We start from the raw sequence: 24,925 nt of genomic DNA, 5'->3' as shown, positions 1-24,925 counted from the left end.
AACCACTACTTTCTGAAGTAGTTTATTATTTTATAGAATCCTTTTAATACATCATCAACATCTTCATCTGACATAGCTGGGAACAGTGGAACAGTAAGCATAGATTCATACAATTCTTCAGCATTCGGGCATAGCCCTTTATTATACCCAAGCTGTTGATAGTATGGGTGCCAGTACACAGGAATATAATGAACATGTACACCTATGTTTTCAGCTATCAATGCTTCATATATCTCTTTTCTTCCTACTTTTAACTTTGACAAATCAAGTTTAATTACATATAGGTGATTTGAAGTGTCGGAGTAATCTTCATTTTTTTGCAGGATAACCCCTGGCAAATCTCCAAGAACCGCATTGTATTTACTGACAATCTCTTTTCTTCTTGAAATAAACCAATCCAACTTCTTCATCTGACTGATACCTAATGCGCATTGAAAATCTGTTATTCGGTAATTGAATCCTAAACCAAGTTGCTCATAGTACCAGCCTCCACCGTCCTTATTTTGCAGTTGGCTGATATCTCGAGTTATGTTGTGAGATCTAAAATTTATAAGTTTAGTGTAGTATTCTTTATTATTGGTGGTAATTATTCCACCCTCGCCAGTTGTGATTGTTTTAACGGGATGAAAGCTGAATTCTGTCATATCTGACAAAGCACCAACAGGTGCCCCCTTATACTTAGTACCTAGAGCATGAGCAGAATCTTCGATAACCACAATGTTTGTACCTTTAACCAAATCATTTATGGCGTCAATATCCACGGCTTGTCCAGTGTAATCTACAGGGATGATGGCTTTCGTCTTATTCGTTATCTTTTTTTCTATTTCTGTTACAGAGATATTAAAGTTATCTTTATCTATATCAGCAAACACTGGAGTTGCCCCCATATATAAAACACAATTTGACGAAGCAGCAAACGTAATGGGTGTCGTAATCACTTCATCGCCTGGCTCTATCCCCGCCGCGTAACATGCAGCATGCAGCGCGGCAGTGCCATTTGCAAATGTTACAGCATACTCTGCTCCAACATACTCTGCTAAAATATTTTCAAACTCTTTAGCCGTTGGACCGGTTGTTAAAAAATCACTTTTCAATACCTGGGTTACAGCCTCACAATCACTATCATCAATATATTGTTTTGCATATGGCAATGGGTTTGTACGTACAGGCTTTCCGCCTAAGATTGCAGGGATCACGGTTATTCCTCCACATTCAAATTAGCTTGTAATATTTCAGTTAAATCATTTGAATTTTCCGGCATTGCAATTTTCAAATTTTCAAATACTTCACACAGATTCTCATCATTAATATCTAACAATTTCATAATACTAATCAATTTTGCTTGGCTCATTAATTTACGAGCGGTTATCAAACAAGTTGAAATACTTGAAAAAATTACAGTTTCCTCATCGCAATTGGAAATCAAAGCCTCACTTGGTATATTATTATCTATTACTGTAACATTTCTCTTAAGAATATTATCTATATAAAAGTTGCTCTCACGAGGGTGATACTTAACATAAACAGGATACTTTAGCACATCTAAATGGTTAATAATTAATTGTAGTATGTCTTTGTATTGATTTTCAAATAAATGAATAAAACTATATATATCTAAAAAAATCAAAACACTTCTCTTATCAAATGATTTTATACCAGTATTCTTATATAAAAAATCTATTCCCAATCTTAAACAATTTGAAGGTATAACTTCTATATTTTTTGTTTTCAAATTAGAATTCACCAATTCCGGATACAGAACCATACATCTATTGATAAAGCCACTCGTTCCAAAAACTGTTACCGGCTCTCCATACTCCCTTAAGCCGAAAAGCAAAGCTTTTATTTTCCATTTCCATTTATACATTTTAGTCGTTTTTACTCCACCATTATATGCAGCAGAACCATCCTCAACATATACAACCTCTGACTGACTAGACTCTCTAATATATTGTATAATTTTTTTTACAAGCAAATAACTATCATTAAAAACATATATCCTTTCAAAAGAAGATTGATTCTCAGTCTCTTTGACTAATGATATATTGTTCCTGTACAAGCTCAAATTATTAAACGTATTCATGCTGTTTTGTATGTCAGTGTTACCACGAAGAATTATAACTTTATTAAATAGAGTTTTTATTTTATTAATATCTATACTATTTATATCAAAATCTCTTACCAGATATAAGGTATTTTTTTTACTATTATTTCCAGTAAATAACACAATACCAATTGCTAGCATTAAATGATATGGTGTATGTACTATAAATAAATTGCTCATACTATATCCTCACTCTTTATTCGCTTCTTTGAAGTAATATGATTAACAAATACCAGTGTTAAATATAAAAAAATAAAAATAATCATCGAGCCGCGAAACAATGTTGATGGGGAATATAGGAACCACCTTGGTACACTAATGATAATTGAAGCAAACAATAATTTTTTAAAATCGGAATTTAATGTACGAATATTATTTAAAATTAAAACGATTATTGCACCTATTAATAATACTCCTGGCCATCCAAACCAAAAATAAAAATGGGTTTGCAGGAATCCGCCACCTAAGCTAGAAAAATACTTTGTAGATACAAGAGCAGTCACATTTCCATATATATCTCTATATCCAACGAAAAGGGACTTTATAAACTCCCAAAAAGATCTCCATCTCTCATAATCACCTGCAATTTCAAATGCTGCTACATGTGTTGCAGAGGCGTAGTATGCAAACACCGGGGTATCAAAAACAAAGAAATTATTAAATGTAGTTTTAATTATTCTATAAAAATCAGATATATTTCCCAAAGAACTTCCTCTGTACGCCCCAACAAAACCAATTAAAAAAATTCCCGAGAAACCATAATAAATAATTTTCTTAAAAGTTAATTTATTACCATAAAAAGTTATACATAGTAATATGATTAATTGTAGTGACGTTATCCTTCCTCCATAATAAAAGTCTTGTAAAACAAAAAGAAATAGTATTGTAATAAAAACTCCTTTTCTAATCATACTACCCCCATGATAGTAAAAAGCGAATAAGAATAGGAGCTTTGAATACTCATATAATGAGGTAATACGTACTGAATAAGATTGAAAATCACCATTTCTTTCAACTTGAAATATTAAAATGTAGACTAAGAAAAGTATCAGTGAATAAAAAATAAACAAATTGTCTTTGGGAATGATATTAATAATTCGAGTTTGGTCTTTCTCCACTTTTAGAAATAGAAAAATAACAGCCATAAATAGTAGCAATGTTCTAATAGCAATTCCATAATAGTTAGTATTTTTGACTTCCGTAAAAGGCACACCTAAACTTCCACCAATAAAATACTCCCCCATTATGACACTGTAATTTGAATAAAATATAAATAAAAACAAAATAACAAGCAACATATTTTTCCTGTTTCTAATAAACAAAAAAATCGAAATTATCAATACCGTAATCGCATCGAATACATTTGAAGTTTGACTTATTTCAAAATAATTAATATATATTAACAGAAGTGATAATAATAAAATCTTTGGCACTAGCATGGATCTATATAGCATATAAAATCCTTTCCATCTAAAAATTCACTTCGAAATACGATCATATAATTCAGCGTACTTCTTCACAAAAATTTTACTATCGTACAGTTTTCTAGCGCTTTCCACGCAATACTCTTTATCAATTGATATTTTATTACATTTCATGTCAAATAAAATATCAACTACGGAACTCATATCTCCTTTTCGCACAACAAAACCATTCTTACTATTTATGCTTTCTACGCTTCCTCCAGTATTAAAAGTGATAATAGGAACGCCGCAGGCAAGTGCTTCCAAATTAGTTGTAGGAAAGTTATCCTCAAGTGTTGGATTAAAAAAAACATCTGAAGAAGAATAGATTGCTGCTAGCTCTTCAGCACTACTCGTTTTTGATACTCCAATTATATTACTAGGAAGATCTCGTTTCTGGTTTTCTGATAATCCAACTAAAACAATTATATATCCATCAGGAATCATCTTAGATAATTGCAAAAAATAATCAAACCCTTTTCTTTTTTCCCACACGCTAGCAACACCAAGTATTATAAACTTGTCAACCAATTTGTTTAATTCCCTAAAACTACTAATTGTCGGTTTGAAAACTGATAGATTTATACCATTATTAATTATTTCAATAGAGTGTTTTTTCAAGAATGACTTTTTCACCAATTCTGCCAACCATACTGATGGTGTTACGATTGTTATTTTCTCTGGTAATGTGAAAACATTTTTTTTTAACTCGAAGTTATTAAAAGAATTATCGAATACAATACTGGACGGATAACTTTTAAGCTGCGGGCAACTAAAGCACCCTTCCTGCCAACGATTACAGTCAACATAATCAAAGTAAGCACAGTGCCCTGTAAATGGCCAACAGTCATGTAATGTCCATACTATCGGTTTATTGATCTCTTTTAGGAATTGGAATAATATTTCTATATTAACGTAATAGCCATGAACATTATGCAAATGAATGATATCAGGGTTTAAATTATCTATTTGCTTTATAAAACTTTTTGTCGCTCTTATTGATCCTAAGCCATGCTTATCAAAGATACGAGTTTTTACTACATGTAGATATGTATCTAACTCATTTCCAATTTTCACAATATTCTTATGATTTATATAATTCCCTCTTCCATAAGCAACATAGCTTTCATGTCCGTTTTTTTCTAGAGTACTATGAATATCCATCACAATTCTGCCTGTACTGCCGACCCCACAAACAGAATTGATCTGTAGAACTTTCACACTTATTTCCCCCAAATCACCTTCTGTATAATTTTACTATAACTTTGCATTATTTTAACTACTTTAACAGATACATTATTATCCTTGTAGTCTGTTGCTAGCATTGTTTCCTCCTGATTGTCCCACATATCCCTACATAAAGATACAGATCGAACGATATCTTCTGATTTAATACCACCTATGATGACTGTTCCCTTATCTAAAACCTCGGGCCTTTCTGTAGATGTACGTATAAGTACACCAGGGAACCCTAGAATGGCTGACTCCTCAGATAATGTACCGCTATCTGATAATGTACAAAATGAATTTAATTGCAACTTATTATAATCAAAAAATCCGAACGGTTTTAATTGTCGTACTAACGGATGAAACTTGAATCCCCTTTCCTCAATTTTTTTCCAACTACGAGGATGTGTCGAATATATAACTGGTAATTTATAATGTTCTGCAATTTCATTAATTGCATTCATTAAAGAAAGAAAATTTGTTTCATCATCAATATTCTCTTCCCTATGAGCCGACACAAGAATATATTTACCTTCTTCAAGTTCTAGACTATCGAGTACTTTACTAGCATTAATCTGTAATTTATACTGATTTAGCACCTCTGTCATTGGTGAACCAGTAACGAAAATGTGTTCTTTTCTGATTCCTTCTGACAACAAGTATCTTCTGCTATGCTCTGTATAGGGAAGATTAATATCTGATATATGATCGACGATTTTTCTATTAATCTCTTCAGGAACATTCTGATCAAAACAACGGTTCCCAGCTTCCATATGAAAGATAGGAATCTTTAGTCTTTTCGCCGAAATAGCACAAAGAGCAGAGTTGGTATCACCTAATATTAAAATAGCCTCAGGTTTTTCTTCTAAAAAAACGCTATAGGATTTAGAGATGATATTACCCATTGTTTCTCCCAAATGTTCACCAACAGCATTTAGGTAAAAGTCCGGTTCCCTCAATTCCAACTCATTGAAGAAGACCTCATTCAATGTATAATCCCAGTTCTGTCCTGTATGGACTAGACGATGATCAAAATATTTATCACACGCCTTAATAACCGAGGATAATCTGATGATTTCAGGCCTAGTGCCTACAATCGTCATTACTTTCATTTTAGCAGACATTTTATACCTCCAGCCAATATGTATCTGGTCTTTCAGGGTCGAAGATTTCACACGCCCAGAATAATGTAATGAGTTCCTCTGTACCAGTATTTTCTATAGAGTGAGTATACCCTACTGGTATATCAACTACTTCGGGTATTTCCCCACTTACTCTGTATTCTAAGATCTGATCCGAATTAATATTTCTAAATCTTATTACGGCAGAGCCTTGTATGACAAGAAACTTTTCAACTTTAGTATGATGCCAATGGTTCCCTCTGGTTATTCCAGGCTTAGTCTTAGATACGAAGATTTGACCAAAGCGATCCGACTTTATAAATTCTGCTAGCCAGCCTCTGTTATCAACTTTCTTATTTAAAGAATATGAAAAATCATCTTCTTTCAGATAGGAAAGGTAAGTTGCATACAATGCTTTATCAAACCTACTCTCCAAAAAAGGGATCATTAATGTCTCGCGACTATTTTTGAATGAATATAACTTCTCAGCTAACTCACCAACAGTTATAGGATAAGATAGATCTTGATTGAATTCGCCCAAGTAACTGCTCTCCCTATCCAAATCCTTAATAAAAGTTTCAACCACATCATCTATATAAACCAGTTCGAGCCGCGCATTCGGATCATGAATACTAATCTCATGTCCATTTGCTATATTGTAAGAGAAGGTAGCTACAACAGAATTGTAGTTGGGGCGGCACCATTTACCGAAAATATTAGGCAATCGATACACGGTAACAGGTGCACCAGTATCCTCTCCGTATTTCATTACAATATCTTCGGCTATTTTTTTGCTATTCCCATAATCATTATCTTTTCCGACCTGTATAGACGATGTGTACAAGACTGGAGTCTTCTTGCCCGACTCTTTTAATAGGTTTATAAGTTGTGATGTAAAACCACCATTTCCCTCATAAAATTCCGAACTTGTTCGCGGCCTGTTTACTCCAGCAAGATGATACACAAAATCGCATTGTTGTATATACTGATGAATATCTTCCAGGTCGGTTCCTCTGTGTATTTCAAAAATTTCCTGAAAACCTTTATTTCTCAGCTCAGTAATTAGATTTTTACCAACAAAGCCTTGAGAGCCTGTTACAAGTATTTTCACGACCTATTCCAGCCTTTCAACTCACCTTGTATATAGTCCAACTGTAACAGCTTTTCCTTGATTTGCTCTACATTTAGCCTCAAAGTATTATGTGAGTTATACTCATCTACACTTTCAAGCTCTTTATCTCCTTCAACGAAATACTTATCATAATTTAGATCTCTCTTATCAGCCGGAACACGATAGAAATCCCCAAAATCTTCGGCAACAACCTTTTCTTCTCTCGTCAGTAGCGTCTCAAATAACTTTTCTCCATGTCGCGTACCTATTATGTTGATTTCATTTTTGACCCCGAACAATTCAAGTAGAGCCTGAGCTAAATCACCGATGGTTGAGGCTGGCGATTTTTGAACCATGATATCTCCTGCCTCAGCATTATGGAATCCAAAGAGCACCAGTTCAACGGCCTCTTCCAGACTCATTAAAAATCTAGTCATATTGGGATCAGTAATTGTTAAGGGTAATCCTTTTTTTATTTGCTCTATAAATAAAGGAATTACCGACCCTCTTGAGGCCATTACATTTCCATATCTTGTCCCACTAATAAGCGTTTTGTCTGGAGAGATTGTTTTTGATTTTGCTATATAAACCTTTTCCATCATTGCCTTTGATATCCCCATGGCATTAATCGGATAAGCAGCCTTATCTGTTGATAGACATATTACTTTACTAACTCCACTTTCTATCGATGCCGTCAAAACGTTTTCCGTGCCAATTATATTAGTTTTTACGGCCTCCATGGGAAAAAATTCACACGAAGGCACTTGTTTTAAAGCCGCCGCATGAAATACATAATCTACTCCATATAGTGCATTTTTCACACTGGCTAAGTCCCGCACATCACCAATATAAAACTTAATTTTATCATTTTTATATTGCTTTCTCATATCATCTTGTTTCTTTTCGTCTCTTGAGAATATACGAATTTCTTTTATACTCGTGTCCAAAAATCGCTTGAGAACGGCATTACCAAAAGAGCCGGTTCCCCCTGTAATAAGTAGTGTTTTTCCCTTGAACATAAAGTCCTCCCATAATTCTCATGAATAAACTACTTCACGAATTAGTTCATAGTATTTCCGGGTACAAATCGTTCTGGTATAATGACGCTCAAAAAGCATCCTTGCATTTACTCCATGCTCCAGAACTAATGGTTTATTCGACATATATCTAGCTATAATGCTATGAAGTTCATTATCATCACCTTGAGACACATTGCCACCCGCATGATAGTCAATAAGTTGTCTAGTGATATCCGTATCTTGAGACATAATAGTGATAACTGGTTTACCCGCGGCTAAATAACCATATGTTTTGCTAGGAACCCCTATACCTTCGATCCCTTTTTCTAAACTCACTAAGCATACATCCGATATATTTAATACATCCACATAATCTTGTCCCGTTAAAAAACCATGCACAACAGCATTGTCTATCTTATTATCAAATATAAACTTTTTAATATACTCGACCTTACTTCCATGTCCAGTAAACACAAAGAGTATTTCATTATTATTTCTAAATCGATTAATACAATGTAATATGGTATCCATGTCTTGGCAAACCCCCATATTCCCACTGTATAAAACAATAAGTGAATATTTTTCTCTATAATTTCTATATAATTCATTATGAATTAATTTATCCTTACTCATTAACTCGTCATTATACCAGTTAGGTATCACCTCAATTTGAGTTTCTCTAGAGTAGCTCTTATTTTCAATGATGTATTGTTTCATCTCATTCCCAAGAACAACTACTTTGGATGCAGAATTATATACTAGTTTATTAATTTGATTCATTATTTTCTCAAGAAGACTTCCTTTATTTATAGCCCCCATTATTAAAGCATTATCAGGATACACATCAAAAGAAACAAAAATAAATTTTGTCTTCGTCAATTTTGATATGACATACGGAACAAGCGGTAAAATGGGAGGATTAGAATAAACCAAAATACATTTGTACTGCAGTAACAATGGAATCCTAAGAAAGACAGGTAGAAAAAAAGAAAAGAAATTTATTAATCTCCCAACTCTACTCTTATTATTTAATTTGGCATACTTTACTCTGCTGATGCGGATACCTTTATATACTTCTTTGGCTTTCACTTTTTCTCCATCATAATACTCTTGGGGATTTGCACAAACCACATCTACACTTAGCCCCATTTTAGCTAAATCCTCAGCTAACTGAGTAGGTAAAGTAGCTGAGGATACATATTCCGGGTGAAAATATTGGCATAAAAAGAGTATATCTTTTTTCATTGTGTATCCCCTGAATTTAAATTCTCTTCGCAGAGCGTTATAGATTGTTCGAAATTGTAGATGCAGTATTTAAAGTTGTTATATGCAGACATTTTCTTATCAACTATTAGATTGCCAAAAACCTTTTGTTTCACACCATTTGGAATAAAATTTAAAAAAGGGCGCAGTAAGCCTGAAACAAACACCGTCTTATGGTGATTTTTTCTTATTTCTTTTATTAATGAAATTGTACTTACATATTCTTGATCTTGCGGAATAAATAAGCCACTCTCTTGTTTCAATATGATTTGCTTAATAAATTCGCATAAATTGTAGATAAAAATCATGCTTCGCTCATTTTGTACCTGTGGGAATACTGGGAGCTTTAGCGCAAAATTTCTAAGTCTGGTATAATTCCCAGGACATCTCGGGCCATATATCATGGGTACTCTCAATATAGTGACCTTAAAATCAGGGGTTTCGATATTCCGTAATTTCATCTCAGCTTCCAATTTGCTACGTCCATATGCTGTTTTAGGGTTCAAAGGCGTTTGAGCATCAATGATTGCATCCCTATTAAAGTCACCATCTAATCCATAAACGGATAGGGTACTCAAGAAAATATATTGTTTAATACCAGCTTTTTGCGCCTTACCTGCTATATCTAATGCTAAATCTCTATTAACATTAAAATAATCTGCCTCGGAGTAATTCTTGTTGTGGGCATGTACTATTGCTGCCGTGTTAATGAGCACATCATATTTCGTAAAGTCATGGTTTTTCCAGTCTTTATTTCTCACAGAAATAAAATCAATAACAAAATCAGATGCGCCTTTACCTAGCCACTCTTTTAGTGATAGACCAACATAACTTTTTTTTCCTGTAATTAATATCCTCATTTAAGCACCACTTTTTCAGACAGTCTTAGTATTCTTACTCCCTTCTTGAACCCCTTCACTTTTACTAACACTAATTATCGTCAAAATAATAACCCTAATATCAAAAACTACGTTGTTTAGTTCCACATACTCCCCATCAAACCGCGCCTTCACCTCAATCGGCAGCTCATCCCTGCCGTTAACCTGCGCCCAGCCGGTCAAGCCCGGCAGAATATCGTTCGCACCGTACTTGTCTCGCTCTGCGATCAGATCATATTGGTTCCACAGTGCAGGGCGCGGGCCGACGATGCTCATTTCTCCCTTGAGGATATTGATGATCTGCGGCAGCTCATCCAGACTGCTCTTACGTAAGAACTTTCCGACTCGGGTAATGCAGGCCTCAGGATTCTGTAGTAGATGCGTTGGCATATCACTTGGTGTATCTGTACGCATCGTCCTGAATTTCAATATATTAAAGTGCTGCTTGTTCTTCCCTACCCGCTTCTGCTTAAATAAAACCGGACCCTTGGAGTCCAGTTTAATCAGTACAATCAGAATGATGAAGACAGGGGAAAGCACAATCAAAGCCAGCAATGACAAGATAAAATCCAACATTCTCTTATATGTTGTATATTGCAGCATTGTAAGCATCATCCTTTACTACTTCTCATCTTTTACCTCATCATAACTACGCCCCTGGCTCACGCCGTATTTCTTCGCGATTGCTATTAACTCGTTATACTCATCCTCCGACAGCTTCTCCAGAAGCAATGTTCTGGCTTCCTTCTTCTTATCCACGCTCAGCCCGCCGCTAGCTAGCTGCTGTAGCGTCTTCATATCATCCAGACTGAGCTTCGACAGCAGGATAGATGTCACCTTTGCCTTCTCAGTCACCGTGGCGGTTTCCTGGATTTCCTTCGCTTTATCTACAGAGACCTCTGGGTTGTATTTCTTCCCGCTCCCTGATCCAGCAGGAGCCTTCTTGTCGGTCTCGTTCTTATCATCTTTATCGGTTGTCCCATTGCCCTGCTCTGCTGGTGCAGTCGCAGGCTTGCTTGGGTCTGTCGGTGCTTGCCCTGTCTCCTCCTGCTGCGCAGGAGCTGTGTCTTCCTTCTCCCCCTCTTCATCCGCCTGCTTGCCCTGATCAGCCGTCTCCGGCTGCCGGGATGCCTCGGCGTCTGTTATGACCGTGCGCTCCATATCGGCCATGAGGCTGTTGGAGAAGGAAGCCAACATCTTATCAATCATGTAGTTTGCTGTAATCAGACCGCCAATCCCTAGAACCAGTGCGATAGAGAACACAACGATGAATATTTTTTGCCAACGCTTCATGCCCGGTGCACTCCTTCATCATTTCGTCTCGGTAGCTCGGCTTGTGATACATCCTAAGACACATGCTGATACATCGGCACCAGCTTCTCAATCACATCCCGAACCGCTCCTTGATCATCCAGGACGACCTTTTCCAATCGCTTGAATTCGAGCTCCAGATGAGCCCGGTTAATCTCTACAGGCTTGCCTATGTATATTCTGTCATGGTGTGTGGCGTCCACTGACTCCTCGCTGGTTAACAGCTCCTCGAACAGCTTCTCGCCTTCGCGTATGCCTGTGAATTCTATTGGAATCTCTGTATAAGGCTCATAACCCGACAGCCGGATCAGATCCTCTGCCAAGGTCACTATCCTGACGGGCTTGCCCATATCGAGCACGAAGATCTCGCCGCCCTTGGCGAATGATCCTGCCTGGATCACCAACTGTACCGCCTCCGGGATCGTCATGAAGTACCGGATCATCTCCGGATGCGTCACGGTCACCGGCCCGCCGCGCAGGATCTGCTCTCTGAATCGTGGAATCACACTGCCGCGGCTACCTAACACATTACCGAACCGGACAGCGACGAATTTCGTCTTGCTCATCGTATCCAGACTCTGCACATACATCTCCGCGATACGTTTCGTAGCTCCCATAACACTGGTCGGATTAACCGCCTTATCTGATGAGATCATCACGAAACGCTCGGTCTCATATTTATCTGCACAGTCCGCTACATTCTTCGTACCGAACACATTATTCTTCACCGCTTCGGACGGATTGCGCTCCATTAGAGGTACATGCTTATGCGCCGCGGCATGGAATACCACCTGCGGCCGGAACCGCTTGAACACTTCATCCATCCGCGACCTGTCCTGAATATCTGCGATGATTGTCTCCAGATCAAGCCATGGGAACTTGGTGCGCAGCTCCATCTCAATCAGGTAGATGCTATTCTCCCCATGCCCCAATAGCAGCAGCTTGTCCGGTGAGAAGGACGCGATCTGTCGGCACAGCTCCGAGCCGATCGAACCACCCGCGCCTGTAACCAGCACCACCTTGTTCTGCACATAATTGGCGATGCCATCCAGATCAATCTTGACCGCATCACGACCTAGAAGATCCTCCACCTCGACATCCCGGATCGCTTTGACGGATACCTTGCCTGTGATCAGATCGTTGATCGCCGGAATCATCTTCACTTTGGCGCCTGTCGCCAAGGCGATATTGATGATCTCCGAGATCTCCTTCTTAGGCGCGGAAGGCATCGCAATAATAAACTGATGTACCTTGTGCTTTTTCACAATCGCCTGAATATCTCCCCGCGCGCCGAGCACAGGGACACCCAGTATCTGCATCCGCAGCTTCTCCGGTGCATCATCCACGAAGCCGACCAACTTCCAATCTGTGAAGGCAGGGCTGGTGAGCTCCCTGGCGATCAGCACGCCACAGTCGCCAGCCCCTACGATGACTACCCTTAGCTGTCCATCATCCTTATTGAACCAGTTCGATCGCACCAGCCGCCAGCCGAACCTCGAGCCGCCCATCAGGATAAACATCGTCTCCAGCGTGCGGATCATGATCGCCATCGACACCATTTCCTGCAATAGCACCATGGGTGCCAGCCAGGAGAGTAGGCCTCCGATCAACACCGCCTTGGCGATCGCGATAATCTCTCCGATGCTGGCATACTTCCACATCCGGTGATATAGCCGGAAGTAGTAGAGGCTGCCGCCACACAGCAGGGTAGAGCCCACTCCATATACCACCATTTGGTTGTAATATTCGCTAGGAATATTACCATCGAATCGCAGTACATAGGAGATCAGAATGCTAAACCATATTATGAATATATCCAAGACAAACAATACTGAGAGTCTCCACCTCGTGTTCATGGCTTCCCCCTAACCTATGCAATAACAGCTCCTAGCTATGCTTTGTCATCCTGACCATAGTAATAATAATAGTAGCCGTCGTCCCCATTTTTCCGCTTGACATTATTCATAACAACCCCGAGGATGCGGGCATTGACATTATCGAGATTAGCCTTGGCCTTCATAGCGGCATCCTTCTTCACCTTGCCGTGGTCGATGACCATGATGACTCCGTCGCTCTTGGAGGCAATGATCTGCGGATCAGTAACGGCAAGCAGCGGCGGGGCGTCGATGAGTATAATATCGAACTGACCGCGCAGCTCCTCCAGGAATGCGCTCATGCGCTTGGAGGCCATCATCTCTGCCGGATTCGGAGGAATCGGCCCTGATGTAATAATCTGAAGATTGGGAATATCGGTTTCTTGAATGACCTCCTGATAGGTGGCCCGTTGGGATAGAATCGTGGAGAGACCATGACGGTTAGACATCTGAAAGGTATGATGCGCTGTAGGCCGCCTCATGTCCGCATCGATCAGCACGACTCGCCGTTCGGTCTGGGCATAGGTTACAGCCAGGTTGCTGATGGTTGTCGACTTCCCCTCACCTGGGCCGGCAGAGGTTACCATAATAATCTGCACCCGCTCGTCGATGGAGGAAAAGTCAATGTTCGTGCGCAATGTGCGGTACGATTCCGATATAGGGGAACGCGGGTTGAAGATTGTGATAAGGTTGCGTCCACTCCTGCTTTTACTTTCCGATCGTGACACGTTCCAATTCACCTGCCTTCTTGTAGCTCTGCGATGAAGCCTTAGTGCTTGCGGTCTTTATATCTTCCTGATCCATACGTGTGATGACACCCAGCGTCGGCAGCCCAAGGTAACGTTGAACATCCTCCTCCGTCTTCACCGTATCATCGAGAAATTCGAGCAGGAACGACACACCGATGCCCAGCATAAGCGCCACAACAAAGCTGATCGCAATATTAAGCGGAATATTCGGAGATACCGGATCAGGTGTGGCATCTACTTTCGCTTCATTGAGGATCGAGACGTTCTCGATATTGAACAATGTTGGAATCTCCTGCTGGAAGATCAGCGAGACGGCGTTGACGATCTCTGCTGCCTGTCTGTAGGAGAGATCCTGCACGGCCAATGTCATGACCTGCGTATTATTAACCGAGCTCACCTTCACCTTGTCCGCGAGCTGCTCTGTGGTCAACCCGAATTGGGGGTATCTCTCTACCACTTTATCCAGAATAGCCGGTGTCTTGATGATCTCCTTGTAGGTATCGATCATCCGAATATTCGAGTTGATCTGGTTCAGGTCAAGCTGCTGCAGCATCGCCTGCGAGGCAGTCTGATTGACGATGATCTTGGTAGAGGCCTCATAGACCGGCTTTTGAAAATACATACTAAAGGCGCCTGCCAGGAGACAGGCCGCGACGACGATCGCGACGATCATCCATAGTCTCTTGCGAATGATTCGGACGTAATCGCGCAAATCCAACTCATTAGACACATTAATTCCCTCCACACTGCTTTACATTAAAGGACACCAAGCTACAAGCTTCACCATTTTTCTACAACATGCGGACAATAGAAACCACTCTCCCCGCATCTGCATGAGAGGAGAGTGGCGCTAAGGGCAGATGGATTATTCAGTGTAATTGAATGCGCGATAGATAATGACTGCTGCCTCAGCACGATTAGCTGTATCGTTCGGACGGAACTTGCCGTTCGACCCGATGATCAGCTCTTTGCTCGAAGCCAGAGCGACACCTGCTTCAAGTGTAGCATGAACAGATGAAGCATCGGAGAAACCAGCCAGAGCAGCCTTCACATCTTCAACATCCTTCAAGCCCGCTGTTGCTTTCAATGCGCGAGCGACCATCGTAGCCATCTCTGCACGGGTAATTGTAGCATTCGGAACGAATGTTGTTGCCGTGCGTCCGTTGATAATGCCCTTCTCTGCTGCAGCCGCAACATAAGGAGCGAACCAGTCGCCAGCCTTCACATCGCTGAACTTGTTCGTTGCTGTCTCGCTATCCAGATCCAGCGCTTCGATCAGCATCTTCGCGAATTCTGCACGAGTTACATTATCCTGTGGTGCAAATACGCCGTCTTTCTTGCCGTTGATGATACCCTTGGCAGCAAGCACTTGAATCTGACGTCCTGCCCAGGATTGTACGCTCGACGTATCACCGAAGGAAACCTTATTCTCAACAACCACATAGGACGAGAACTTATGGCGAGTCTCAGTGATTACACCACCTGAAACCTTGCCGCCCACAAATTGCAGTTTGCCCTCGATAATTTTGGCCAGCGTCAGCAGATCAGCGTCCAGACCCGTTGTGTTCTTGACAGGAACCGTAATCTGAATTGGAGCTGGCAGTACAGAAGTCACTTGTCCACCAAGCTTCAATTCAAAATCGTATACATCAGAGGCAACCGGCAACGTCGTCAGATCTGTTGCTGCTTCGCTCTTCTTCACTGTAAATCCAACACCGTTCGCGAACCCGCTCGCAGTTGGCAGCTTCGCCTTAAAGCCAGATACGACCGTATTGACCGCAGAAATACCAACTGCAGCAAGCTCCTTAACCAGATCGGCCGACAGCTCGATCGTTGCACCAGCCGCTGTCACTGTACCAAAATCAACCGTTGCTTCCAGTACAGGCAGTTGAGCCTCTGCGCCAGGAGCGATCTCCTTCAGCTTGTCCACTACCTTCTTCGTGCCGGAGGTCAGCGCGTTCAGATCGGACTTGTTCAATACCAGCTTCGCAGTGCCTTCGCTCACAGTCACCTTGCTCGAAGCCTTGAAGAGCAGGGTCTCATTCAGCGCCTTCACAGCCGTGTCGACAGCCTTCTGTACCAGGGCATCCTTGTCGGCGCCTGTTGCATTAGCGATCTGGGACTTCAGATTGTTCAGATCCTGAACAGCCTGGTCAGCCGGAGCGCTGATTCCACCGCCGACAAAGCCGCCACTGGATGGATAGGAATTGCCTAGCGTTACACTCTTCTCAAATACAACTACACCCGACAATGTGGCTTTGATTGTTGTAGTAGCTGGAGCCTTGATTGTTACCTTGCCTCTGTTTTCAGCCGTATTATCGATCACAATATCCGTATTCGAGGATTCCCATTGCAGCAGGGAGGTAATGTTTTTGCCAAACACGCTAAACGATGCTGCCGTGTTGCTTACACTGCCTGTACCCTCAGCGCGAATGTATGCGAGCGTCAACGCCTTCGCTGCTGCCTCGAAATTAACATCGTCAGCGTTCAGAGCCGCTACGAAGCTGTTGTAGACATCCAGCAAGTCATCTGTTGTCACATCATTTGCAGAGCCATCATTCTTATCCCAGCCTTGAAGCACCAGGCTGAACTTGTTCGTTGTGTTGGCACGAACCTTGGCCAGCACGCCTTTAAGCAGATCATTGCGCTCGTTATGTTCGTTTTTCAGGATCAGGCCCAGTTCTATAGTCGATTTAGCTGTCAGTTCGCTGCTAATTGTCTTCTCAACCAGCAGACCAAAGTCCACCAGGTCGTTAACGGTCAAGCCGTCTACATCAACCTTCTCAGCCAGACCTTTCAGGAAATCCTCATGCTCTTCCTTCAGCGCCTCAAGCTCCGAGAACGTCGGATCATAAGTCAGGCTGAACACGGCCTTGAAGATGTCAAACAACTTTATTTTATCGTTAGCACCAAGCTGTTGCCCGGAGGAAATCTTGCTCCATACAGGATCAATAATGTTGCCATAGCTTGCAAATGTGAACTCATCGCTTGCGATAAAATCTCTTACCGCTCTCACCGAAGCTTGTCCACTCTCATTCTTCTCCAGTGCAGCATGAATCTTGTTCACCTTGGATACAAATGTCGGGTTACTAAATGTAGCAGCTTCAGCCACCTGAACAATACCAATCTTCTCAGCCAGCCCTTTGGTGCTGAGAGGAATCCCTGCAAATGCAGTCATTGCCATACTCGCCGCAATCGTCGAAACTACCAACTTCTTCTTGAATGTCACTAATCTCTCACCTCGTTCAGTATTTTAGAAATTGTTGCCTAAACATCCCGAATTATGTATCTCCCCTCAAGATTCTAGCATGGTCGCTACAAATGCGTCAATTAGTGTCGGAAAATATTGGAAATCTTTCGCCAAATCTTAAGAGTTTCTTTAACTTTAACTTCCGGCATATTTTCCAGGGGATGACCACTAATCAATTGTTCTGCGTTACGTTCAAAGTACACTCTCCAGGATATTCCCAATTCCCTCTCAACCTTCTCATACGCTTCTCGCAGCCGAAAGTTGCGCCGCTCGATATGATGAGCATCCGAAGAAACGACATGGATGAGTCCTTTTTGACATAACTGCCACGCAACTCTCTCAATCTGACGACCAAATCCACCTAGCAGAGAATGCGTCGTCACCTGTCCGTAAGCCCCTGCATCCACCAGCTCCGCAAGCAAGCTAGGATCGCTTGCAACCTCGCGGTTGCGTTCGGGATGAGCGATGATGGTGCGCAGGCCTAATATCCTTAGCTCATGGATCAGCTCTGCCATACCCTTGGGAATCGAGGAAGAGGGCATCTCCAGCAACACACAGTCGGAGCCGCCGAGTGTCAGCAGCTCTCCTCGCGACCAGGCCTCCAGCAGCTCATCGTACACCCGAATCTCCTGTCCGGGCAGCACTGTCAATTCGATCCCTTCGGCGGTCAGCCGCTCATTGACCTGAGCAGTAAGCTCCTTAACCTCCGAGGCATAATTCCAATACTTAGGATTGGCATGATGAGGAGTTGCGACGATTGTCCTAATCCCATCCGAAGCCGCTGCCCGTGCAAGCGCCAGCGTCTCCTCCCAATCTGCCGCTCCATCGTCCACCCCCGGCAGGATATGACTGTGAATATCGATCATAACTGTGTTCCCTTTCTATCACCGATATGGATTATACCAGCATCCTATCGGGCATATTGCTATTACGGGCACTCGTCAACGCTGAGCGGACGTTCAGTCCGATCAGCCGTACAGACGCGTTCTCTCAAGCAGCATGCTGGAAAAACTCTGCTTTAATCGTACCCCTTTAAATAGCAAAACTCAACTCTTTTTACCCTCTTGGTCACAAGTTGACACATTTTTGGGGAAATTACGATAACACTATATCAAATGAAAGCACTTACTATCTATAAATTACCTAATCGTTCACAGAATCTTATGATTTCCTTTGTTCGTTGGGCTGCCTATTCCTATCTATAAATAAAAAACCCTATGTATTAGTGGCATACATAGAGTCGTCCGGGCTACTAGCGAATAGAGCTCCAACCAGAGGGAGAGCCTCAGGGGAGCCGAAGGACGCGCCCCTGCGCAAGAGCGCCAGACAGGCTTCTATACCTGTTCCTCCTGGAGGAGTGCTGGCGACCCTCGCAGCATTGTCTACCGTATACACTGACCTGCCCACAGCCTCGCCACAGCCACCTTCGAGACAGAATAGGTCTGGATGCTTTAGTCTATGTCAGCGCTTCCTTTGGACAATAATTTACGTGGTCTTTTTCCAAACTTAATCCATAGCTGGCCCTGCTCATCTCTCATGAAACGGATGCCCAGCAAAATTAACGGTGTCTTGATTTCCCGATAGTAATAGTACGGCATGCGCATCACTCCTTGATTTCATCATAGATGGAGTGATGCGGAAGAACTAGTGTAGAATGTCATACTTTTGTCATATGACAAGCTACAGCTCCCCCAGCCGCATCAGCTTCACGATCGCCTCCGCCCGGCTGGTCACCTCCAGCTTGCCGTATATTACGCTAATATAATTACGAACCGTACCATCCGAGAGGGAGAGCTGCCTACCGATCTCCTGATTATTCATCCCCTTCACCAGCAGACTCGCCACCTCCTCCTCGCGCTCCGTCATCCGCGGCAATCTCGGCTCCGGGGCAGCAGCGGCCTTGCGCCCCAGCTCGCGCATCCTGACAGCCAGCTTCTCCGCTACAACCCCTTGCAGCAGGAACCGTCCTGCTGCCGCATCGCGCACCGCAGCGATCAGCTTATCCCCGTCGATATCCTTCAGAACATAGCCGCTTGCCCCGCTGGCCATGCCCTCGATAATATATTCATCCTCCATGAAGGTCGTCAGGATCATGACGGGGACGCGCGGGCAGCTCTGCTTGATCTTCTGCAGCGCAGTCAAGCCATCCATCAATGGCATCTGCACATCCATCAGCACCAGATCCGGGGCAAGCGCACATGCTTGCTCATACGCCTCCAGCCCGTTTTTGGCCAGACCGATGACCTCCATATCCTCCTCCGATTCCAATATCAGCTTCAGCCCCTCGCGCGTAGGGAGCTGATCGTCGGCAATCACCAGGCGATAGCGCCGCCGTTCACTAGATGACATGTTTAGGCTGCTCCTTTTCATTAATATACGGGATATGAAGACTCAGACGGCATCCCCGTGCCGGCAGCACCTCGATGGACAGCCGTCCGCCCAGTCCGTTGGCTCGCTCCTTCATCGCATTCAGGCCGAAACCATAGACGATCGGCTCTACGCCATGACCATTGTCCTCCAGGATGAATTCCAGCTTGCCATCCAGCCGCCTCAGCGTGAAGGAGAACCAGGTAGCGCCGCCATGGCGGATGCCATTGGTCAGCCCCTCCTTCAAGGCGTAATACAATACATGCTGACAGCTCTGATCGACTCGAATCAGTGGCTCGATCTCGGTGTTCACTATAATGCCGGTATGCTGCTCTGTCGTTGCAATGAGCTGCTGCAGCGACTGCACCAGATTATCCTCTCGGCTCCCCTTCAGCATATGGATGGAACCTCGAATCTCATTGAGTCCGTCACGCAGCATATCCTGCACGCCCTGGAGCCGGTCTCTGGCCTCCTCCGGCTTCCGACTCATCTGCCGCTTGGCCGCCTCGATCTGCAGCAGGGTTGAGGTAATGGTATGACCAACGATGTCATGGACATCCGCGGCAATCCGATTGCGATCCAATTGAATCGAAGCCTCCGCTAGCGCAGCCGCCGTCTCGCGGATCGATAGCTCCAGCGAATGGGTGCGCTCCTTGACCTGTTCCTCCAGCACCTGCTTCAGCCGTTCCGAGCTCATGTACAACTGGGCATTGTCGATCGAGATCGCACATTGCGCGCACAGCAGCTTCAGCGCATCAAGCCGCTCCGGCGAGAATACACCGGCCGCCAGATTGTTCTCCAGATAGACCACGCTGATTAACCGGTCATTCTTCATCATCGGAATGCAGAGCATCGACTTCACCCCGTTGTCCCGAATATACGGCACATTGACGAAGATGCCCTCACGACACGCATAATCGAGTGCCACCTGCTCTTTCGTTCGGGATACATAGCTGATGATCGCATGCGGCAGCTCCGTCTCCTCCAACGGAAGGCGGGCGAGCTGCACCTCGCTGCCGGAGGCCGCCTGCGCCTCCACATACAGCCGACCCTTGTCCTCAATAACGAGCGCGCCTTTCTCTGCGCCCGCATTGACGATCAAGATGCGCATCAGGCGGACGAGCAGACGATCCAGACGCATCTCCTCCGAGATGGCCTGCGCGGAATTCATCACCGACTGATAATCGATGCCGTTCCAGGCAGCAACCGGATCAACGAACAGCAGATGGCGGTACTGCTGCGCCATCTGCGACGCTTTTTCCGCTGCGCCCCACTGAGTATACGCCTGATAGGATTGCGTAATATAAGCTCTGGCCAGGTGCATTCGTCCTTGATCGATATTGTGACGGCACGCATTCTCCGAGGCAATCGCCAGATCATGAATGAAGCCGTTCTCCCGTGCGCACTGGCAAGCCAGCTCATAGAGCCTGTCTGCCCTGCGCGGCTTGCCGATAATTCGGGCATACTCCGCTGCCATCATCAGATATTTATGACGGGTGGTGCGCGGGGCGCGTGCCGCCTTGCGCTTCATCATCTGCAGCTCCTTGCGCATGATGGCGATGAAGGAGCGGCGCTCGGATGCTGTCACGATCGGGTACAGCTCCGCCATCGCCAGATGAAGGTACATATCGTGACCGGCCGTAACACGATTCGGCTTCTCATTATAGTCTCCCTGCCCCATGTTCATCAGACGCACCGCATAGTTGTATGCATCCTCATATTGGCCGAAAATATAGGAGACCGTACTGCCGCACGCACAGACCGCCCACTCGATGGACGGCATAAACTTGCCTTCCTGGTTCAACAAGAACTCCGGCGCCTGCGTATCCAACCGGACAAAGGGGTCGCCCTGCGCCTGCCTGCCAATCAAGCGTCGCAGCGCGGTCGACATCACAGCGCCAAGCTTCCAATGCTCCATATCCTGGCTTCCTATTAATAATCCCGCATTTTGGATAAGCAGACTGTAGGCTTCACCCAACGGGCGGCTGAGGTGGAACATCATTCCCACCGTAAACAGCACGCTCTGCTCCGCCTGCCATAGACTGAAGGGCTCAACGCCCGCCTGCTGGGCATTATGCACCATGACCTCCATGAAGCCGGGATCGAAGGCTAGCCAGCTATCCACACAGAGTGCATAGGTATTCAGCACTACGACCCTGACCTCTGCCTTGCTGTTCCCGATCTCCTTCGCCACCGTCCCCCACTCATAGGCGGCCCGATAATTGCGAGTCAATGAATTATGTACCAGCGCCATGCCGATATAGGCATTGGCTGACTCCGGCGCTTGACCATACCGTAATGTAAGCGACATCATCTCCAGCATCGCATTGAACCAGTGCAGACCTCCAACCGAGAACCTGGCATTGCTCGAATGATGCAGAACGTTCAGTATCGCATGCACTCTCTTGTCCACGATCTGTGGCAGCTTCAACAGCGACCGTCTTCCGCCGCGCGCCTTAATCCTCCACTGTACTCTGATCCAGCGCTGCGCAACCTGCAGCAGGCTCGGATCAGAAGGGAGCTTTACGCCGAGCAGGCGCAGCGCCGCCTCTGCCAGCTCCATGGCCTTGGTATGGTTGCTGCAGTTGGATTCCAGCCGAATCATCATAATATAGATGTCGACCCGGGTCATCTCGCTGGGCGACTGGACCAGCAGCAGCTCGAACAGCTCATAAGCCTTCTCGCGGTCTCCACACAAAAATTCGCAGATCACACGCTGCCTGCTTATCTCAAAAGTCAGCTCATTGCTATCCTCCCACCCGGCTGCACCAGCGAAGCTCGCTGCCTCGCAGATATAACGAAGGGCCGCGGCCCACGCAGTGGATTGCATCGCCCGTTGTCCGGCCTGATAGTTCATCCTCGCCAGCTCCAACTGCTCGCTGCGCTCCCTGATCATCACCCGTGCCTGATTGAGGTGGATGAGCGCCTCGAACAGTGAGGCTTCGTGGTCGCCGGCTTCCCTCCACAGATGACCCAGCCTGTAATGATAGCCTGTCAGCTCACCCTCGGGGATACGGGACAGGCAAGCCTGGCGCAATCGGTCATGGAGGAATATGAAGCCGATCTGCTCCCCTTCCTCGATATACTGCAGCACACCTTGGCGTACCGCATCCATGAGCAGCAGCAGCACCTCCTCGCGCGGTCGTCCTACTGCCCGGACGAGCATACCGAGCTCGAAGCGGCGGCCGATCAGGGCCGCCCATGCGAGCAGCTCCAGCACCGACGACCCGAGCACCGCCATCCGGTCAGCCGCCATAGCCGTGGTCGAGTAGAGCGGGTCATCCATTTTGGCTAGCGCCCTAAGCTCCCAATCCCAGACCTTGGCCTGTCGCCTATAACGGAACGCTCCCTGTGCATAGGCATACTGAAGGAAGGAATGGATGAGCAGCGGATTGCCCCCCGTCTTGTCCACAATCAGCCCTGCCAGCTCTGCCAGCTCCTCCAGCCGGGAAGACGCGCCGCCCAACATAGACGCAAGCCACTGGGCTATGGTCTCCTTGCCTAGCGGGTCCAAGGTAAGCTGCCGCTGCACGAGTCCCATGTCTTGCTCGCTATGTCCAGAACTCCAGGATAGCCAGGCCGCTCCCGCCTCTTCACGTGGACGGCATGTCCCGATAATCTGCAAGCCATCTGCCCGCCCATCCAGCAGATGCTCGATCAGCAGCAGCGACGCTTCGTCCGCCCATTGCAGATCATCCAGGAAGACGATGAGCCGAGTTGAACCGTCGGCAAATAGTTGAATAAATGCGTACAATATCTGCTGAAACCTCTGCTTCTCCTCCATCGGCGGGAGCGATTGCAGCGTACCGCCGCTCAGTATCATGCCCAGCTTCGGAGCCCAGTTGATGAGCAGTTGCTCATATCCGCCAATCTGCCGCTCGATTCGCTTGCGCCACATGGCCAGCTCATACTCTGGCTGCATCAGCAGCCAGGACACCAGCGCCTCCACCGCCTGTATCCAGGCAGAATACGGAATCTCTGTCGCATCCAGCTCGAATTTGCCGCTGATCACTAGCGCCGCGTCGCCTCTGCGCTGCAGCGTCTCCCGAACAAATGCCGTCTTGCCGATTCCCGCTGGGCCGTTCACCAGCACTAGAGCCGCACCCTCATTCAGCATCCACAGCAGCCTGCGACTGTCCTCCTCCCGTCCATAGAGAACACTGGGAATGAACCAATTCTCGGACACCGTCTCACCTGCCGCGTCCAGGTTCGACAGCTCCCCTCCACTGCGCAACTGCTCCAGGCAGCGGGCGAGATCCTCATAGACCGCCTGCGCGCTTGCGTATCTTTGTTGCGGCTCCTTCTCCATACATTGCCGGACAATAGCGGATAGCGGCTGGGGTATCGTTACCTGCACCGAGCCGAGCGGCTGCGGCTGGCCGGCCAGATGCGCATAGATGAGCTCCAGCGCATCCTCCGTATCGAATGGCCGCCTGCCGCTAATCCACTCATACAGACAGACGCCCATACTGTAGATATCCGACCTTGTATCAGGGCGGATCGTAGTTCGTCCCGTCTGCTCGGGAGCAATGTATACCAGGTGGCTGCCGCCCCTGGCAACCGAAGGCGCCGTATGCCCCTGCCCCGTCAGGAATGCATACTGAAAGCCGATCAGCCGCACCTCCCTCGTGCGGGGGTGAACCAGTATATGCGCTGGCGTTACCGCCTGGTGTACAATCCCCTGACGGTGCACCTGCGCCAGACATCGGGCGATCTGCATCGCCACCTCAAGCAGATGGGGCAGTCCGCGCCCTGGCAGCAGCGCTAGCGGCACCCCTCCGAAGTCCTCCACCATCAGCAGCGGCCGTCCATCGTCCTCGGTCAGCTCCAACGGGCGTACAGCTCCCCGCCCCCCGGCGAGCTGCAATAACTCATACTCCTGTTTATAGCGCGCTCTGGCCGCATCGCCAGGATGCTCCTCCCGTGTCGTCATGCATAGGACGGCGCGACCACTGCCTTGCTGCCGCATCCTGTACAGCACATTCTCTCCGGTATCCCCCAGCCGTTCCAGCAACTGATACCCTGGCAGCTCCATTGTCCTCCCCCTCTGACTGTGCATTAGTTGTATGCCGCGCATCCGTGCATGATTTGTTGATGTTCTTATTTTATATGAATTGCCACGTTCTGTCGCTATCAGAAAACCCCCTGCGCCGCCAGACGCCGACAGGGCGATCCAGACGAAACAGGG

At 45.5% G+C, this 24,925-nt stretch carries 18 protein-coding genes; all 18 read right to left on the bottom strand.

What is annotated here, in order from left to right; all coding sequences use genetic code 11:
- Window positions 1–5: 5 nt before the first annotated feature.
- The 18 genes from pseC to ACY1JZ_RS06250 all read right to left on the bottom strand — a co-directional run bounded on the left by pseC (window position 6) and on the right by ACY1JZ_RS06250 (window position 24,772).
- Window positions 6–1,196 (bottom strand): UDP-4-amino-4,6-dideoxy-N-acetyl-beta-L-altrosamine transaminase, encoded by a 1,191-nt coding sequence (gene pseC, locus ACY1JZ_RS06335; protein ID WP_462628529.1) that lies wholly within the window; start codon window positions 1,194–1,196, stop codon window positions 6–8.
- Window positions 1,197–1,198: 2 nt separating this feature from the next.
- A complete protein-coding gene (locus tag ACY1JZ_RS06330) occupies window positions 1,199–2,284 on the bottom strand; it encodes a polysialyltransferase family glycosyltransferase (protein ID WP_462628528.1) in 1,086 nt (361 codons plus the stop codon).
- Complete coding sequence (locus ACY1JZ_RS06325) at window positions 2,281–3,402, bottom strand: O-antigen polymerase (RefSeq protein WP_462628527.1); 1,122 nt, start codon at window positions 3,400–3,402, stop codon at window positions 2,281–2,283. Before ACY1JZ_RS06325 ends, ACY1JZ_RS06330 begins: the two co-directional genes overlap by 4 nt.
- A gap of 180 nt (window positions 3,403–3,582) precedes the next feature.
- On the bottom strand, window positions 3,583–4,788 hold the full coding sequence (locus tag ACY1JZ_RS06320; protein WP_462628526.1) for a glycosyltransferase: 1,206 nt from the start codon (window positions 4,786–4,788) through the stop codon (window positions 3,583–3,585).
- Window positions 4,789–4,790: 2 nt separating this feature from the next.
- On the bottom strand, window positions 4,791–5,918 hold the full coding sequence (gene wecB, locus ACY1JZ_RS06315; protein ID WP_462628525.1) for a non-hydrolyzing UDP-N-acetylglucosamine 2-epimerase: 1,128 nt from the start codon (window positions 5,916–5,918) through the stop codon (window positions 4,791–4,793).
- Between the two features lies 1 nt (window position 5,919).
- The gene (locus ACY1JZ_RS06310) at window positions 5,920–7,026 is read right to left on the bottom strand and encodes a polysaccharide biosynthesis C-terminal domain-containing protein (RefSeq protein ID WP_462628524.1); all 1,107 of its coding nucleotides are present in this window, start codon (window positions 7,024–7,026) and stop codon (window positions 5,920–5,922) included.
- Window positions 7,023–8,045 carry a polysaccharide biosynthesis protein gene (locus tag ACY1JZ_RS06305; protein ID WP_462628523.1) on the bottom strand — a complete coding sequence of 341 codons (1,023 nt, stop codon included), beginning with the start codon at window positions 8,043–8,045 and terminating at the stop codon, window positions 7,023–7,025. The genes ACY1JZ_RS06310 and ACY1JZ_RS06305 overlap by 4 nt, the downstream gene beginning before the upstream one ends.
- An 18-nt stretch (window positions 8,046–8,063) precedes the next feature.
- Entirely contained in the window at window positions 8,064–9,290 is a 1,227-nt protein-coding gene (locus ACY1JZ_RS06300) for a glycosyltransferase family 4 protein (protein ID WP_462628522.1), read from the bottom strand.
- On the bottom strand, window positions 9,287–10,168 hold the full coding sequence (locus ACY1JZ_RS06295) for an NAD-dependent epimerase/dehydratase family protein (protein ID WP_462628521.1): 882 nt from the start codon (window positions 10,166–10,168) through the stop codon (window positions 9,287–9,289). Before ACY1JZ_RS06295 ends, ACY1JZ_RS06300 begins: the two co-directional genes overlap by 4 nt.
- Before the next feature lie 15 nt (window positions 10,169–10,183).
- On the bottom strand, window positions 10,184–10,789 hold the full coding sequence (locus ACY1JZ_RS06290; protein WP_462628520.1) for a sugar transferase: 606 nt from the start codon (window positions 10,787–10,789) through the stop codon (window positions 10,184–10,186).
- Window positions 10,790–10,807: 18 nt separating this feature from the next.
- Entirely contained in the window at window positions 10,808–11,479 is a 672-nt protein-coding gene (locus ACY1JZ_RS06285; RefSeq protein WP_462628519.1) for a hypothetical protein, read from the bottom strand.
- A 53-nt stretch (window positions 11,480–11,532) separates the two neighbouring features.
- Complete coding sequence (locus ACY1JZ_RS06280; protein ID WP_270166537.1) at window positions 11,533–13,353, bottom strand: polysaccharide biosynthesis protein; 1,821 nt, start codon at window positions 13,351–13,353, stop codon at window positions 11,533–11,535.
- A 35-nt stretch (window positions 13,354–13,388) separates the two neighbouring features.
- On the bottom strand, window positions 13,389–14,099 hold the full coding sequence (locus ACY1JZ_RS06275) for a CpsD/CapB family tyrosine-protein kinase (protein ID WP_270166538.1): 711 nt from the start codon (window positions 14,097–14,099) through the stop codon (window positions 13,389–13,391).
- On the bottom strand, window positions 14,080–14,850 hold the full coding sequence (locus tag ACY1JZ_RS06270; protein ID WP_270166539.1) for a YveK family protein: 771 nt from the start codon (window positions 14,848–14,850) through the stop codon (window positions 14,080–14,082). Before ACY1JZ_RS06270 ends, ACY1JZ_RS06275 begins: the two co-directional genes overlap by 20 nt.
- Window positions 14,851–14,985: 135 nt before the next feature.
- Entirely contained in the window at window positions 14,986–17,349 is a 2,364-nt protein-coding gene (locus tag ACY1JZ_RS06265; protein WP_462628518.1) for an S-layer homology domain-containing protein, read from the bottom strand.
- A 101-nt stretch (window positions 17,350–17,450) separates the two neighbouring features.
- A complete protein-coding gene (locus tag ACY1JZ_RS06260) occupies window positions 17,451–18,236 on the bottom strand; it encodes a tyrosine-protein phosphatase (protein ID WP_462628517.1) in 786 nt (261 codons plus the stop codon).
- An 814-nt stretch (window positions 18,237–19,050) separates the two neighbouring features.
- The gene (locus ACY1JZ_RS06255; protein ID WP_270166542.1) at window positions 19,051–19,719 is read right to left on the bottom strand and encodes a response regulator transcription factor; all 669 of its coding nucleotides are present in this window, start codon (window positions 19,717–19,719) and stop codon (window positions 19,051–19,053) included.
- A complete protein-coding gene (locus ACY1JZ_RS06250) occupies window positions 19,709–24,772 on the bottom strand; it encodes an AAA family ATPase (protein WP_462628516.1) in 5,064 nt (1,687 codons plus the stop codon). The genes ACY1JZ_RS06255 and ACY1JZ_RS06250 overlap by 11 nt, the downstream gene beginning before the upstream one ends.
- Window positions 24,773–24,925: the final 153 nt, after the last annotated feature.

The sequence above is a fragment of the Paenibacillus sp. J5 genome, assembly GCF_054955055.1.
The sequence above is the reverse complement of the archived record's forward strand: the minus strand, read 5'-3'. Positions and strand labels throughout refer to the sequence as shown.